This is a genomic window from Erythrobacter alti, from assembly GCF_037996805.1.
GTDB lineage: Bacteria > Pseudomonadota > Alphaproteobacteria > Sphingomonadales > Sphingomonadaceae > Alteraurantiacibacter > Alteraurantiacibacter alti.
In genome coordinates, this window is record NZ_JBBNAX010000010.1 from 1 (window position 1) to 13,892 (window position 13,892).

The 13,892-nt window shown below is 59.2% G+C and carries 10 protein-coding genes and 1 pseudogene; 9 read left to right on the forward strand and 2 right to left on the reverse strand.

The window, feature by feature from the left end; translation table 11 throughout:
* The 6 genes and pseudogenes from AAC850_RS12540 to AAC850_RS12565 form a co-directional block, all read left to right on the forward strand.
* Positions 1 to 2,049, forward strand: a pseudogene (locus AAC850_RS12540) (hypothetical protein); the annotation flags it as partial.
* A 42-nt stretch (positions 2,050 to 2,091) separates the two neighbouring features.
* A complete protein-coding gene (locus AAC850_RS12545) occupies positions 2,092 to 2,799 on the forward strand; it encodes an OmpA family protein (protein WP_340589141.1) in 708 nt (235 codons plus the stop codon).
* 76 nt (positions 2,800 to 2,875) lie between these two features.
* Positions 2,876 to 4,213: a TolC family protein gene (locus AAC850_RS12550; protein WP_340589142.1), complete on the forward strand. Its 1,338-nt coding sequence runs from the start codon at positions 2,876 to 2,878 to the stop codon at positions 4,211 to 4,213.
* A 28-nt stretch (positions 4,214 to 4,241) separates the two neighbouring features.
* Positions 4,242 to 6,377, forward strand: coding sequence for a type I secretion system permease/ATPase (locus AAC850_RS12555; RefSeq protein WP_340589143.1), 2,136 nt, complete (start codon positions 4,242 to 4,244; stop codon positions 6,375 to 6,377).
* 7 nt (positions 6,378 to 6,384) lie between these two features.
* Positions 6,385 to 7,410 carry a cell wall hydrolase gene (locus AAC850_RS12560; RefSeq protein ID WP_340589224.1) on the forward strand — a complete coding sequence of 342 codons (1,026 nt, stop codon included), beginning with the start codon at positions 6,385 to 6,387 and terminating at the stop codon, positions 7,408 to 7,410.
* Positions 7,407 to 8,672: an HlyD family type I secretion periplasmic adaptor subunit gene (locus AAC850_RS12565; protein WP_340589144.1), complete on the forward strand. Its 1,266-nt coding sequence runs from the start codon at positions 7,407 to 7,409 to the stop codon at positions 8,670 to 8,672. The genes AAC850_RS12560 and AAC850_RS12565 overlap by 4 nt, the downstream gene beginning before the upstream one ends.
* Here AAC850_RS12565 and AAC850_RS12570 read toward each other — a convergent pair.
* Positions 8,618 to 9,661, reverse strand: a complete 1,044-nt coding sequence (locus AAC850_RS12570) for a transglutaminase-like cysteine peptidase (protein ID WP_340589146.1) — start codon at positions 9,659 to 9,661, stop codon at positions 8,618 to 8,620. The two genes, AAC850_RS12565 and AAC850_RS12570, sit on opposite strands and share 55 nt — an antisense overlap.
* Positions 9,662 to 9,831: 170 nt before the next feature.
* Between AAC850_RS12570 and AAC850_RS12575 the strand changes: the two genes are divergently transcribed.
* A complete protein-coding gene (locus tag AAC850_RS12575; RefSeq protein WP_340589147.1) occupies positions 9,832 to 10,506 on the forward strand; it encodes a hypothetical protein in 675 nt (224 codons plus the stop codon).
* A 105-nt stretch (positions 10,507 to 10,611) separates the two neighbouring features.
* Entirely contained in the window at positions 10,612 to 11,313 is a 702-nt protein-coding gene (locus AAC850_RS12580) for a Crp/Fnr family transcriptional regulator (protein WP_340589149.1), read from the forward strand.
* A gap of 26 nt (positions 11,314 to 11,339) precedes the next feature.
* On the opposite strand, the gene AAC850_RS12585 is transcribed toward AAC850_RS12580, so the two are convergent.
* Entirely contained in the window at positions 11,340 to 12,023 is a 684-nt protein-coding gene (locus tag AAC850_RS12585) for an OmpW/AlkL family protein (protein ID WP_340589151.1), read from the reverse strand.
* Positions 12,024 to 12,235: 212 nt separating this feature from the next.
* On the opposite strand from AAC850_RS12585, the gene ccoN reads away from it, so the two are divergent.
* Positions 12,236 to 13,891, forward strand: a complete 1,656-nt coding sequence (ccoN, locus tag AAC850_RS12590) for a cytochrome-c oxidase, cbb3-type subunit I (protein ID WP_340589152.1) — start codon at positions 12,236 to 12,238, stop codon at positions 13,889 to 13,891.
* Position 13,892: the final 1 nt, after the last annotated feature.

Sequence of the window (13,892 nt, forward strand, 5' to 3'; positions counted from 1 at the left end):
TACCGGGTGACCGATGCCAGCGGCAACACCTTCGAAGGCTCGATCGATGTGACGATCATCGACGATGTTCCGAGTGCCTTCACGCCTGACCCCGCGTTTGTCTTCAACAATCCGGGCGAGGTCGCAGCAGGACCGCTGCACCTTGATATCGACGACAACATCCTCAACAATTTCGGTGCAGATGGTCCGGGATCTGTCAGCTTTGCCAACATCACGAGCGGGGTTACTACCCTTTCCGATACTGGTGGTACGCCGCTGACATCGAACGGCGATCCGATCGTGCTGGTGCTGACCAATGGGGGGCAGACGCTTGAAGCGCGGGCAGGAAGCAGCACGGGTGAATTGGTCTTTACCGTCGCTCTCCAGCAGGGTGCGAGCACTTACACTGTTCAAATGGGCACTGCTCCACTCGACAATGGATCGGGCGTTGCCTTCGCCGATCTGTCCGGTGGTACTGCAGGCAACCCGCCGTTCAAGCTCATCGATTCGTCAACTGCAGGCAGCCTTGAATTGGCGGTGACACCGCGTGGAACCGCAACGACTGTCAACAGCGACTCGGATGACATCGCTGCGGGCAGCCAGTTCATCAGCTTCCCCGACGGGATCCGGTTCGATTTCGGTGATTTCACCTATTTCCCGAACGGAGGTGGCAATTCGGATGACACCTTCTCGACCACAAGTCTCGAAGTCATCAATGGCTTCAAATTCACGATTGATCAGATTTCGAACGGTAGCACCGTCGGCATCAAGATCGTTGCCTTGCTGGATCCTAACCCGACCGTTCCCGAGACGGATAGTGGCGGCGCTGACCCGGCGGGCGATGATGTCGCGCAGCAGATCACTTCGGTAGAAATCTACAACAGCCTGGGCAATTTGGTTGCTGAAGTTTCAACTTCTTCCACCAACGTTGGTGGGTCTACCGTCGACGTAACTTTCGGTGGAACGGCTGCCGCCGGCGTAATTATCAGGGATTTGCCTTCGGACTGGTCTATCCTGACAAATACCGCCAACGGCTATACCGCGATTCAAATTGACAATGTGCGCGGATCTTCCAGCGGTAATGATGGCAAGTTCTCGCTGTCCGAACTGACGATTGAAGTATCCCAACAAGGTACAGACCTGTTTGCCGACTTCGACCTGCAGATCGTGGATGGCGACGGTGATACCGTGGTCGTTCCCGATGCGATCAATATCGAATTTGATGCAGATGGCATTGTTGAAGTGCCGCCGATTGTCCTCGACCTCGATGGGGGCGGCAATGCTTTCGTTCCGATCACGGCCGGTCTCGCCTACGACTACAATGGCGATGGCGTAAAGACTCAGACCGCCTGGGTTGCTGCCGGAAGCGCGATTCTGGCGTTCGATTATAACAGCGATGGATTAGTCACCGATGCTTCCGAATTTGTATTCGGCGGCAATGGTCTGACCGATCTGGAAGCAGTTGCGGCACTCCATGACTCGAATGGTGATGGCGTGCTCGATGCCAATGATGCCTCTTATGCAAGCTTTGGCATCTGGCTCGATAGCAATTTGAATGCAGTGGCCGACGAAGGCGAGTTTGTTACGCTTTCCGATGCGGGCATCACGTCGATCGATCTCCTCTCCGACGGACTTGGTTACTCGGATGCGGATGGCGACGTCTTCGTTTCCGGAACCGCAAGCTTCACGATGGAGGATTTCAGTACCGGAGCCGTTTCGGACGCCGCGTTCGCTACCGGAGCCAACATGAGCGAGGGAGCCGCGATGATGGAAGCCTTGCTGATCCTCGATCAGACCGAAGCGCTGGCCGATGCTGCCACGCTTCCTGTGGGTGACGAAATTGCCGGCGATACGATGTCTGATGCGCTTGCCGGCAAGGCCATCGACGCGCTGATCGATCAGTTCACCGGGGGTGATTCACCCGTCAGGGCCGAGGTTGCCGAGATATCCGCTGGCGAGCTCGCCAGCCTTCTCTCCACTGAAGTCAACGGACATACGGTGCCCTTCGCGACACCGTTCTCCGAAGTTTCAATGGACGAAGGGGGTGAACCTGCTGTAATACATGGTTAACGGGGAAATTTGGGGGGAAGAAACATGCGTCTGTCATGTTCAATGTTAGGTATAGGTGCGGCCGTCGTTGGGGTAGCTGGTCTGCCAGCCAGCGCGCTGGCCCAGGATAATTCGAGCCTTTCCGGGCTCGGTGATTCAGCATTGGTCGATGCTTTGACCATGCGATACGAAGCCGGGCTCGCCGCTTCGCTTGATGACAATTATATTTCTGCGAATGATCCGCGGTATCTGTGGGCGCTGGAAACCAAGGTGCAGTGCGCCATCGCGTTGGGATTCATGGAATCTTCGACCCGCGATGCCACGAGCATCGGCAATTGTGCCAACGCTTACGACCGCATGAGCGATGTTCCGTTGGCGCCGGCGGTCACGGTCATTCCGCCACCACAACCACCGGCGCGCCGGCCAGACCAGTGCGACGATGACATTGTCGGAATGGTGTTCTTCGACTTTGATTCGGCAGACGTCAGGGCTGATGCCGGGTCCACGCTCAACACTGTCGTGCAAAGCATTCCGGCCTGTGGCTGGACCGCGCTTTCGGTGGTCGGCCATACCGACCAGGCAGGCAGCGACGCATACAATCTGAGGCTTTCACAGGCCCGTGCAGACGCAATTGCCGCGGCATTGCGCAGCCGGAACATCGGCGGCGTCAGGATCGAAGTGGGCGGGCAAGGGGAGTCCAACCCGAGAGTGCCATTGCCCGACGGGACACGCAGCCCGCAAAACCGTCGTGTTGAAATTTCTGCAGAGTGATCGGGGGGATCGAAAGATGAATGCTCTAGGCAAACTCACAATCGCTGTTGCTCTAACAACATGTTCGACGGCAGCCATGGCGCAATCGGACGGCGGCACGATTTCCATGCTGGACGCGATTGAAAGTGCAATTGCGTCGAATCCGGAAATCATCCAGGCCCAGATGAATACCGAGGCTATCCAGTTCGAACGGGAACAGGCGCAATCGCTGTACTTTCCGACAATCGACGTGGAAGCTTCCGCAGGCGCACGCAGGCTCGAAAACACGACCAGGCGTACGCTGGGCATTGCTGATGACTGGCTCTATCCGCTCGAAGCGCAGGTCCGTGCCGATTGGACCGTTGTCGATTTCGGGCGTCGTCGCGGCGAATTGTTGCGCCAGGCAGCGCGTGTTGACGGGGCATCGCTTCGTGTGGTCGAGCGGTCGGAATTTATCGCGCTTCAAGTGGCGCGGCAATATCTCAACATACTTTTGCAGGAGCGGATCGTTGCGGCTGCGACCGATAACGTCATGTTCCACCAGCAGATGACCGCGAACCTTGCGGAAGGCGTCGAGCAGCAATCGATCAGCATTGCCGATTTGCAGCAAGCAGAGGAGCGTACGGAAGCAGCGCTCGTTCTACGTGCCGAGGCCGATGAAGATCTGCAGAATGCACGTACGTCATTGCGACGTCTGACCGGCCTCGACATTTCGCGCGTCAACCTGCCTTCTGCCTATTCCGAACTGCTGCCCGCCACGCAAGAAGCGGCAATCGGTCTCGCCCGTACGGCCAATCCCCTGGTTCGCGAGGCGCAGGCAGATGTCGATGCGGCAAATGCCATGGTCATGTCGGCGCGCGGTGAATTGGCGCCTGAAATCGGTGTAGATGTGCGCGGACGGATCGGCGATGATATCGACGGTTTCCAGGGCGAAACCAATGATGTGCAGGGCCGCGTCTATGTTCGCTGGCAAATATTCGACGGTGGTCGGCGCGCAGCACAGGTGCAGGAAATGGTTCGCCGGTCGAGCGAGGCGCGCTATCGCCTGCATGACCGGGTGCGCCAGGCAGAAGAAGATGTCGCCAACGCATGGACCGCGATGACCACGCAGGGGACCATCGGTTCGGCGCTTGAACGGCAGTCGCAGGTCAGCGACGATCTGCTGCTTTCCTATCGCAGCCAGTTCAACATCGGACGACGCTCGCTGCTTGATGTGTTGGATGCGCAGAACACCCGGTTCAACACCCAGGTGCGCCGCGAAACCTCGCGCTTCTCCGAAATCTTTGCACAATATCAAGTATTGGCAGCAACCAATCAGTTCCTCGAAGCGCTTAATGTGTCTCCCGGAGCAGGTGCTGGCATGATGGAGCGTGAGCGTTTCGATTACGGTCCATCGGTGCCTGCAGAATTGCAAAGGCGTCGCAATCCCAGTTAGGGGATAGCGACACCCGAGGAGCGACAGGGTGTATCATTCAGGAGAGTTTGCCGGATCAGCTGAAACAGACCCGCTGATTCTGGGACTGGCGCGGCTTGCCGGTCATTTCGGCTTGCCCGACCCCAAGGCCCTGTTCGATACCCTTCCGCGAGATGCGGCGGGTGGCTTGCCATTCCACCAGGCTTCTGCGGCGCTGGATCTTGCGGGTATGAACCACGAGGCGCTGACGGGCAGCAGGTTGCCACGCAAGCCGGAAGCTTATCCTGCCATCGCGCGCATGGAAGGCGATATCGCACTTCCGATAATGGAAATCTCGGGTTCGGATGTGCTCGTCTTTCCCGCCGAAGCGCAGCAGCCAGTCTGGCAGCCGGCAGCCGAGATCGATGCAGCTTATGCAGGCGAGCTCATCACGGTCATCGCCAATCCTGACCGCCTCCGTGACAAGGACGCGCCGTGGCACGCGAAGGGCAGGCATCACTGGTTCTGGTCCGAACTGCGGAAGGAACGGAAGGCCTTCCGGCCCGTCCTGCTCGCATCGCTGCTGATCAATTCGCTTGCGATCTCGCTGCCGATCTTTTCGATGAACGTGTACGACCGCGTCATCCCGAACCGGGCAGAGGCATCGCTCTGGGTGCTGGCATCGGGCGTATTGCTCGCCTTCGCGCTGGAATTCGCGCTTCGCACGGCGCGCACCAATGTCGTCGATCAGATCGGGAGGAAGCTGGACCTGCGCCTGTCGCAGAAGCTGTTTTCGCGCGTGCTTTCCACGCCGATGAGCGGTCGCCGGGGGAGTACTGGGGCACTGGCTTCTCGCGTGGGCGAATACGCCCTTGTGCGCGACTTCTTCGCCTCGACCACGATTGTCCTGATGGTCGATATGGCATTCCTGGTGCTGTTTATCGCCGTGATTGCATACATCGCCAAATGGCTTGCGCTCGTGCCGGTCGTGGCGATGATCCTGATGGCCATCGCGGGACTGGTGTTGCAGCGCAAGGTGGCAGACGCTGCACGCGATGCACAGGCGGACCTCGGGCTCCAGCAGACGGTCCTTGTTGAATCGATTGCCGGAATGGAAACGCTCAAAAGCGTTTCGGGAGAGCGCCGCCTGCTCGGCAAATGGCATTCGCTGTCGCAGGTCGGCAGCAATTCGCAGCTGCGACTACGCCGTATATCCGCCAATGCCGTCGCTCTGGCATCCTCTTTCCAGCAGATCAGCAGCGTCTCGCTGGTGGTCGGCGGCTACTATCTGTTCGCGGCAGGCGAGATCACCATGGGTGCGATCATCGCGATCGTCATGCTGGCCTCTCGCTCGCTTGCGCCGGCGGGACAGATCGCATTCCTGCTCACACGCGGGAGGCAAGCCCGCGAAGCGCTCGATTCCATCGAGCAGCTTTTCGATGCGGAGGACGAGAGGCAATTCGGGAGCATGTCGCTGCCCGCTTCGCCAGCGAATGGATACCGGGTTGCGATGGAGAATCTGTCCTTCGCTTATCCCGACAGTCCTGTGAACGCGCTCGATAATATCAACCTGGCCATCCAGCCGGGCGAACGCGTCGCTATCGTCGGACGGGTGGCGTCGGGCAAATCGACGCTCGGCCGGGTATTGTGCGGTTTGTATCCGCCGAACGACGGGGCCATGACGATCGAAGGGATCGACAGCCGCCAGTTCCGCCCTTCCGAACTGCGCCGCGCGTTCCGATTTGTGGGTCAGGACGCCAATCTGTTCACCGGCAGCGTCCGCGAAAATATCGCGCTGGGCTCCCCCGGTGCAACCGACGAAGCGGTGATCGCGGCCCTCAGCAAAAGCGGCGCGGACGCCTATCTTGCGCGTGATGCGGCAGGTTTCGACCGCGAAGTGGGCGAGCAGGGGAGGCAGCTTTCGGGTGGCCAACGTGCCTTTATCGCCCTGTCGCGAGCCTTTGTGTCCCCGTTCGAGTTGCTTTATCTCGATGAACCGACAGGCGCGATGGATGCCAATACCGAAAGCTTGCTGGTTCAACGACTGGAGGGCGTGCTGTCGAACAGGCAGACTTTGGTGGTCGCTACCCACCGACCCGCTCTGTTCGACATCTGCGATCGCATCATCGTGATGAACAACGGCCGTATCGTGGCCGATGGTCCCAAGGCGGAAATCCTGAGAACCCTTCCGGGCAAGTCGGGATAGTGCCGTGATGACCGCAATCTTTACCTCTCTGGCACAAGCGCCCGGAACTGCTTTCAAGCTGGCAGCCTGCGGTGCCGCACTGGCTTTCCTGTCGGCTCCGTCCACCTCGATAATCCATCCCGCAGAAGCCATGGCAGAGCGGGAGGCAGCACGGGCAGCTACCGTAAAGCTGGCGCGCGAACTTGAAGATTTCACGGTGCAGGGCGAATCCCTGCTGCTCGAAGATGCCGATAGCGCGCAGGCGCGCAACGCAGGTATTCCGATGGCAGCGCGTCTGACAGATACGATGCGACCGTTTCGGGCAATTACGGCGGGCACTGCCAGCCATTCGACGGCACTCGGCTGCCTGACCGAAGCAATCTATTACGAAGCTGCGAACGAAAGCCGCGAGGGCAAGCGGGGAGTGGCACAGGTCATTCTTAACCGCGTAGCGCACCCGGCCTATCCCTCATCGGTGTGCGGAGTGGTTTATCAGGGCTTCACCGCGCCCGTGTGCCAGTTCAGCTATACATGCGATGGCTCGCTGGCACGGCGTCCGCTGGCGCATTTGTGGCAACAGTCGCGTGAAGTCGCGCAGGCGGCGCTAGCCGGCTATGTCGATGAAGCCGTTGGTACTGCGACCCACTATCACGCCGATTACGTCTTGCCGTACTGGGCCTTCCGCCTTGAAAAAGTGCATGTCGAAGGCCGCCACATTTTCTATCGCCTGCCCGGCCGTGCGGGTCGCGCAGCCTATTTCAGCGCACGCTGGCTTGGCCGGGAATTCCATCCGTCGTTCAATCCTGCGCGTTTCGCGGCAGAAGAGGATGCGCAGGAAATGGTAGAGGCGGTTGCAGCGATTGCTCCGCGTGATCCGACCGACAGGCGGGCGGACAATGACGTTGGCGGGCGGCTTGATCCATCGACGGGATGGCAATTATCCATTCCCGATCCGACAGCAGCAAGCAGGGGCTATCGCGCTGCGCTGGAAGAACAGGGGAGGTCAGTGTCATCTCCCGAGGCGAGAGGAGCCGTTTCGGGTAGCCAGCCATGAGCATTAGAGATCGCATCTCCGGGTGGGATGCCAATCGCAAGCTGATCGCGATTTGCGCGCTTGCCCTGGCCCTACTGCTGATTTGGGCGAGCTTCGCCCAGGTGGACGAAATCACTCGCGGACAGGGGCGGGTGATCCCGTCGAGCCAGGCTCAACTTGTGCAGCCCTCCGAGCCTGCAGTAATCGCCGACATTCTTGTGCGCAGCGGTGAGCGGGTCGAGCAGGGGCAAGTTCTCGTAAGGCTGGATGACAGCATGGCTTCGTCTGAATTGGGCCAGCTCGAGGCGGAAAATTCCCGTCTATCCGTGCGCGCACAGCGTCTTGAAGGCGAAGCGCAAGGGTCTGCGATGGGCTGCGAAGCCGGCTCCCTTTGCGCCGAGGAACAGCGGCTCCAACGCGCGCGGCTGGCAACAGCGCGGAGCAGGGAAAGCGCGCTCGCTGCCGCAGTGGAACAGCGTCGCCGGGATTTGCGCGAGGCAGAAGCAACCGCAAGCTCGCTGGAGCAAAGCGTCAGCCTCGCGCAGGAACAGGTCAACATGCTCCAACCGCTCGCCGCGCAGGGCATTGTGCCGCAGACCGAATTGCTGACGGCACAGCGCGAACTCGTTGATGTTCGCGGCAGGCTGTCGGCGGCGCGTCAGGCGGCTGCGCGTGCGTCGGCATCAATACGCGAAGCGCAGGCCGATCTCCAGGGCGCGCGGCTCGATTTTCGGCAACAGGCTCTCGATGAGCGCAGCGAGGTCGAGACGCGGATTGCAGTGAACGAGGAAAGTATCCGCGGGGCATCGGCGCGCAGGGACCGCAATGAGTTGCGCTCTCCGACAAACGGCATCGTCAACAATCTGCAGGTCACTACCGAAGGCGGTTTCGTAAGCGCGGGCGAAACCATCATGCAGGTCGTGCCGATTGGCGATCGATTGCTGGTGGAAGCGCGCATCAGCCCGCGCGACATCGGTTTTGTCGCTGTTGGAGATCCGGCAAACGTCAAGGTGACCGCTTATGATTTCGCGACTTATGGCGGCCTGTCAGGCAGCGTTGTCGAAGTGTCAGCGGACAGCATATATGACGAGGTCGAGCGCGAAGCCTACTACCGCGTGCTGATCGAGACCGACCGCAGCTATATCGAGAAGGACGGGCAGCAATTCCCGATCGTCCCCGGCATGATCACCGATGTGGAGATCATCACCGGCGCGAAGAGTATCCTGGCTTACCTGCTCAAGCCGGTGACCCGGGCGCTCGACAGGGCACTGACCGAGCGGTAGGCGATCTGTCGAGTCTGCGCAGGAGGCGTGACCTGATTGGCAAAGCCGTGAAGCCATGCCGATTCCGTGTTGAAGCTCATCGTCGCGCGATAGCCATGTGAGACATGGGCTGGCAGCAGCACATCGGTGGCGTTGTCCAGCATGTAGTAGCGGCCATCGACCTGTACGATCAGCACGGCATGGTCGGCATTGCGAACCAGATCACGCGCAAGCGTCAGATACATGTCACCGCGATTGAAGCCGAGCGCGGCCAGCATCTGGTACTTCAGGATTGCGAAATCTTCACAATCGCCGGTCCGCGAGGTCAATGTTTCTTCCGCAGTCGCCCAGTAATCGCGCGCACCATATTGGGCGATATCGTCGACATGGGTAATGCGGCGGTTGGTCCAGCGATTGACCAACGACAGAGTTTCTACGCTCATATCGCCGCCGGTTCCGAGCAAATTGCTGGCACGGTTGGCGCTGAGCCGTGTTGCCGACACCCTTTGCCAGTCATCGTTGAACGGTGTGCGCCTGATACCCACGCGTCCGCTACCAAGAAATGTGTCGTCTGCATTCGAGACCGCAAGCGCGGGAATTGACGGCAGGTCAATCGACAGCGAGGCCGAAACAAAGCACGCGCCCGGTGCCGGCAGTGTGCCGTGCGGCAAGGTCGCTTGCGGCGCGGCGCTTGCAGCCAACGCCGGTGCGGGCGAATTCGTCAGACCTGATTGCTGCTGGCGGATCAGGTCAAGCGCGCTGGGTTGCCCGCCAAGTATGGCTTCGCTCTTGGTGGTGACACCATCATCGGCGCTCGCGGCTGCGGCGGCGGCCGGAGCGATAATCTGGCCGGAACAGGTGAATGGACTGGCATTGGCCGATTGCGCCGTTGTCGGGATTGCGATGGCCTGCGCGGTTGCGGGAAGCAGGCAGGCCGATGCGCAAGCGCCAAGAAGCATCTTGGCAAAGGTGCGTTTCCGACGAGCGGATGTGTTCCAGTTTCCTGTCATGCCCGCCTGATGCGGCGCGACTCGATAAAGCTAGGTAGTTGGACTTAGTTAACGCGGTTTAAACCATGACAAAAATTAGCAAAATCAAAGGGTTAAATTTTGTTATCTTGTGTCGATTATTGCCATACCTTCGAATGCGTGCTTAGCTTGGGACAGGGGGAAATTAAGCAGTGAAACTGGGCTCCTTACGGACAGAGCATGGCCTCGATCGCGCCGGAGGTTGGGGTGGTTGGAACATCCTTGCCGCAGGTTCGCTCGGATTGCTGATCGTGGTACTGGTCGGCGTGCAAGTGGCAAACAGGCTTGGGCCGACGGTGCCTGCCTACGTACAAAGCTTCCTGCTTTCAGAGATTCCGTCCGGACCTGCGCCCTATTTCTCGATCTCCAATTCCGCCGGTCAAAGTGAGAGCAACGACACTGAATCAAGCGGACCAACTACGTCGGAAGACGGCGCACTTTCCGGCACCGATGGTCAGGACGGCGCGCGACAATTGTCGTCGCAACTCCGATCATCGGCCACTCCGGGCAACGAGGTCATTCTTGCTGGTGGCCAAAGACTGCTCGCCATTGATTACGACCTAAATGCCGGTGGCCCGCGAGCAGGCGACATCCGGGTGGCCAAGCCCGTTAGCCTCAATGGGAGCAGGGTCGGAACTGTCAGCATTTCGATCGACCAGAATTCGCAATTGCATCTTTCATCGGCGGATCTGCGGCAGGTTCTTCCAGCAGAGCTTCACTCCCGGATCCGATCGGAAGGCGAGTTTGTGACCTTCGACCTCCTGAGGCGCAGCGGGCTCAATATTCGCTATGATCCTGTAAGCGATAGCTTGCGTATCGAAAGCTGAAACAGCGCTCACAGCGTTGGGTGTCTTGCGAGTAGCCGGGTGTGCGACCAAACGACTAGACCAATGCTGATTGAGCAATTCGTGCTTCGCTGTTAACAAACCCAGATGTCTTCATGCGAAACCTGCGTCGTGCGCAACACGGCTATCTGCTCCGGCCTTGATGCTACCGAAGTTGGTCTACTGAACAACATTGGTCGAAAGCGCAGTCTTGTCGCTGGTGAATCGCTCGTTTGGGAGGGCGAGGATTCGGTTCTCGTTGCCAATGTCGTTGGCGGAATGCTCAAGCTGAGTGCCGGGACCGAAGACGGACGCGAACAGATAGTCGGCGTGGTGTATCCGTCCGACTTCATCGGCAGACCCTTCGGCCGGTCTACGGATTACTCGGTTACTGCGCTTACCGATGCCGAGGTTTGCGTTTTCGCTCGAGCAGATTTCGACAGGTTTGCGGCCGAGCATCCCAAGCTGGAGCACAAGCTGCTCGAACGCACGCTAACCGAACTCGACCGCACACGCAGGTGGATGCTGCTTCTCTCGCGCAAGAATGCGCAGGAAAAGGTCGCGACGTTCCTGCTGGAGATTTCCGAACGGCTTGCGGTTGCCGGTTGCGACGAAGGGACAGATCCAGCTCCGCTGAAGCAGTTCGACCTGCCATTTTCTCGTCAACAGATCGGTGATGTCCTGGGGCTCACGATCGAAACGGTCAGCCGTCAGATGATGGCATTGAGCCGCACCGGCGTGATTGACCTGCCAAGTCGCCGCGCAGTCGAAATTGTCGACCGCACGGCGCTGGATGATATGGCGGGCTGACCGGGTGGTCAGCCAGCCGACTGCCTTCAGAAGCGCAAAGAAACCCCTGCGCTTATTACCCAAGGATCCAAATTGTGCTCGGTTTCGATAACCGGCGTGCCATTGGCATACCAGGTGGCGGTAGTGCCCACGAAATAGCGCTTGGCGTCAATCGAGGCACCAAAGCCGCTCTCGCCGATTGGCACGTCGAAACCTGCCTGGAGCGCGAAGCCGAGTTCGTCGCTGAACGAAAAATCATCCACTCCAAGGGCCACGGCAGTTTCGCCCGGTTCATCGTCAATCCAAAGGAAATAGGTCGGACCGACGCCGACATAAGGTGACACGCCGCCGGGGTTGAAGTGATACTTCAAGGTGAAAGTGGCGGGGATCAGCAATCCATCCGCGACCAGTTCGGTACCAGCCGCACCATCCACGCCGTCGACATCATGCTGCGTCAGGCAGCAGATCGTTTCGACAGAGAAGTTGGGCGAGACGAAGTATTCGATCGCAAGTGTTGGGACATAATTGTCGCTGACTTCGGTCTGGGTTCCGGTGGGCAGCCCTACCAGGTCGAAATTGACCTGGTCGATTTCGCCATCGGGCAGGACGGCTGTAGCCAGCAGCTTGACCTGAAAGTCTCCGGCATCTTGCGCGGCAACCGGGAAGGCCAAGGCTGCAAACGCGACAGCCAAAGTGGTTCCACCGAGCTTGCACAGCGGTATTTTCGTCATCGTCTCACTCCTGTTCGCCGCACCGACCATCCCTCGTGGCCTGCCATGCTGGCGAGGGGCCATTCGCAGGGGTTGTGCTGGCTGGCTTTGATCTGGCGCAAGGACCGCGAACAAATATTTCATTCCACAGAAATGATGTTTTTGATCCCGATCAACGAACGGCTGTCCAGAATCGCTAGCGGTGGTGGCGAAACACAGGGACGGATAATCAAATGGAAGCCTTGCTCACCCGCTCGGGGATCTTCTTCGTGCTGATATTCGCCGCGCTGGCAATAGCCGGTGTGGCGCACGATACGGCATTCGCGGTACATATGGTCATAATCGCAATGGCGGCGGGCGTTGCCCTGGTTGCCACTGTTTGGCGCGCGGAGTTCGATGCGGCAACGCGCGATGTGCTGCGCATGCCGACAGACCCGTCGCGCTATGATGATGATCCGGTTCGTTGGGGCGTAATCGCCACGGTGTTCTGGGGCATGGCTGGCTTCCTCGCGGGTCTGTTCATCGCGTTGCAACTTGCCTTCCCGGTCCTCAATATCGAACCTTGGTTCAACTTCGGCCGTCTCCGCCCGCTGCACACCAGTGCAGTGATATTCGCGTTTGGCGGCAATGCCCTGATCGCCACGAGCTATTATGTGGTGCAACGCACCTGCCGGGCGCGACTGGCGTTTCCGGGCCTCGCGCGGTTCGTGTTCTGGGGTTATCAGCTGTTCATCGTGCTTGCCGCGACCGGCTATTTGCTCGGCATTTCGCAATCGAAGGAATACGCCGAGCCGGAATGGTATGTCGACTGGTGGCTGACGGCAGTCTGGGTCGGCTACCTGATCGTTTTTGTCGGCACCATCGTCAAGCGCAAGGAGCCGCATATCTATGTGGCGAACTGGTTCTATCTCGCTTTCATTCTGACTGTCGCGATGTTGCATATCGTGAACAATCTCGACGTGCCGGTCAGCTTGTTGGGATCGCGCAGCTATCCGGTGTTCGGCGGCGTGCAGGGCGCGTTGGTGCAATGGTGGTATGGCCATAACGCCGTCGGGTTCTTCCTGACCGCCGGCTTCCTCGCCATGATGTACTACTTCGTACCCAAACAGGCTGAGCGACCAGTATATTCCTATCGACTGTCGATCATCCACTTCTGGTCACTGATCTTCCTCTACATCTGGGCCGGACCCCACCATCTTCATTATACCGCTCTTCCCGACTGGGCGCAGACGCTTGGCATGGTATTTTCGATCATGCTCTGGATGCCGAGCTGGGGAGGGATGATTAACGGGTTGATGACGTTGAACGGCGCATGGGACAAGGTCCGCACCGATCCGATCATCCGTATGATGGTGATGGCACTGGCTTTTTACGGCATGAGCACATTCGAAGGGCCAATGCTTTCGATCAAAGCCGTCAACAGCCTGAGCCACTATACCGACTGGACCGTTGGCCATGTGCATTCCGGCGCGCTTGGCTGGAATGGAATGATTACCTTCGCAGCGGTCTATTACCTTGTGCCTCGCCTGTGGAAGCGCGAGCGTCTCTATTCGCTGCGGATGGTCAACTGGCACTTCTGGCTCGCGACGGTCGGCATCGTTTTCTACGCCGCCAGCATGTGGGTTGCAGGTGTGACGCAAGGGTTGATGTGGCGCGAGTACGGCCTCGACGGATATCTGGTGAACAGCTTCGTCGATACTGTTGCGGCACTGTTCGAGATGTACGTGCTGCGTGCCTTTGGCGGGCTGCTCTACCTCGCTGGCGCGGTAATCATGGTGATCAATGTCTGGGCCACCATCCTGGGCAAGACGCGCGACGAAGCGCCGATGTCCCAAGCCGAATACGACCCCGAAGCCGATCGCCCCGCAGTAGCTGTCCCGGCCGAGTAGG

Bases quoted from the DNA above. Each gene is read 5' to 3' on its own strand.
- AAC850_RS12545 (WP_340589141.1), top strand. From the start codon at position 2,092: ATGTTAGGTATAGGTGCGGCCGTCGTTGGGGTAGCTGGTCTGCCAGCC.
- AAC850_RS12550 (WP_340589142.1), top strand. From the start codon at position 2,876: ATGGCGCAATCGGACGGCGGCACGATTTCCATGCTGGACGCGATTGAA.
- AAC850_RS12560 (WP_340589224.1), top strand. From the start codon at position 6,385: ATGACCGCAATCTTTACCTCTCTGGCACAAGCGCCCGGAACTGCTTTC.
- AAC850_RS12565 (WP_340589144.1), top strand. From the start codon at position 7,407: ATGAGCATTAGAGATCGCATCTCCGGGTGGGATGCCAATCGCAAGCTG.
- AAC850_RS12570 (WP_340589146.1), bottom strand. From the start codon at position 9,661: ATGACAGGAAACTGGAACACATCCGCTCGTCGGAAACGCACCTTTGCC.
- AAC850_RS12580 (WP_340589149.1), top strand. From the start codon at position 10,612: ATGTCTTCATGCGAAACCTGCGTCGTGCGCAACACGGCTATCTGCTCC.
- AAC850_RS12585 (WP_340589151.1), bottom strand. From the start codon at position 12,023: ATGACGAAAATACCGCTGTGCAAGCTCGGTGGAACCACTTTGGCTGTC.
- ccoN (WP_340589152.1), top strand. From the start codon at position 12,236: ATGGAAGCCTTGCTCACCCGCTCGGGGATCTTCTTCGTGCTGATATTC.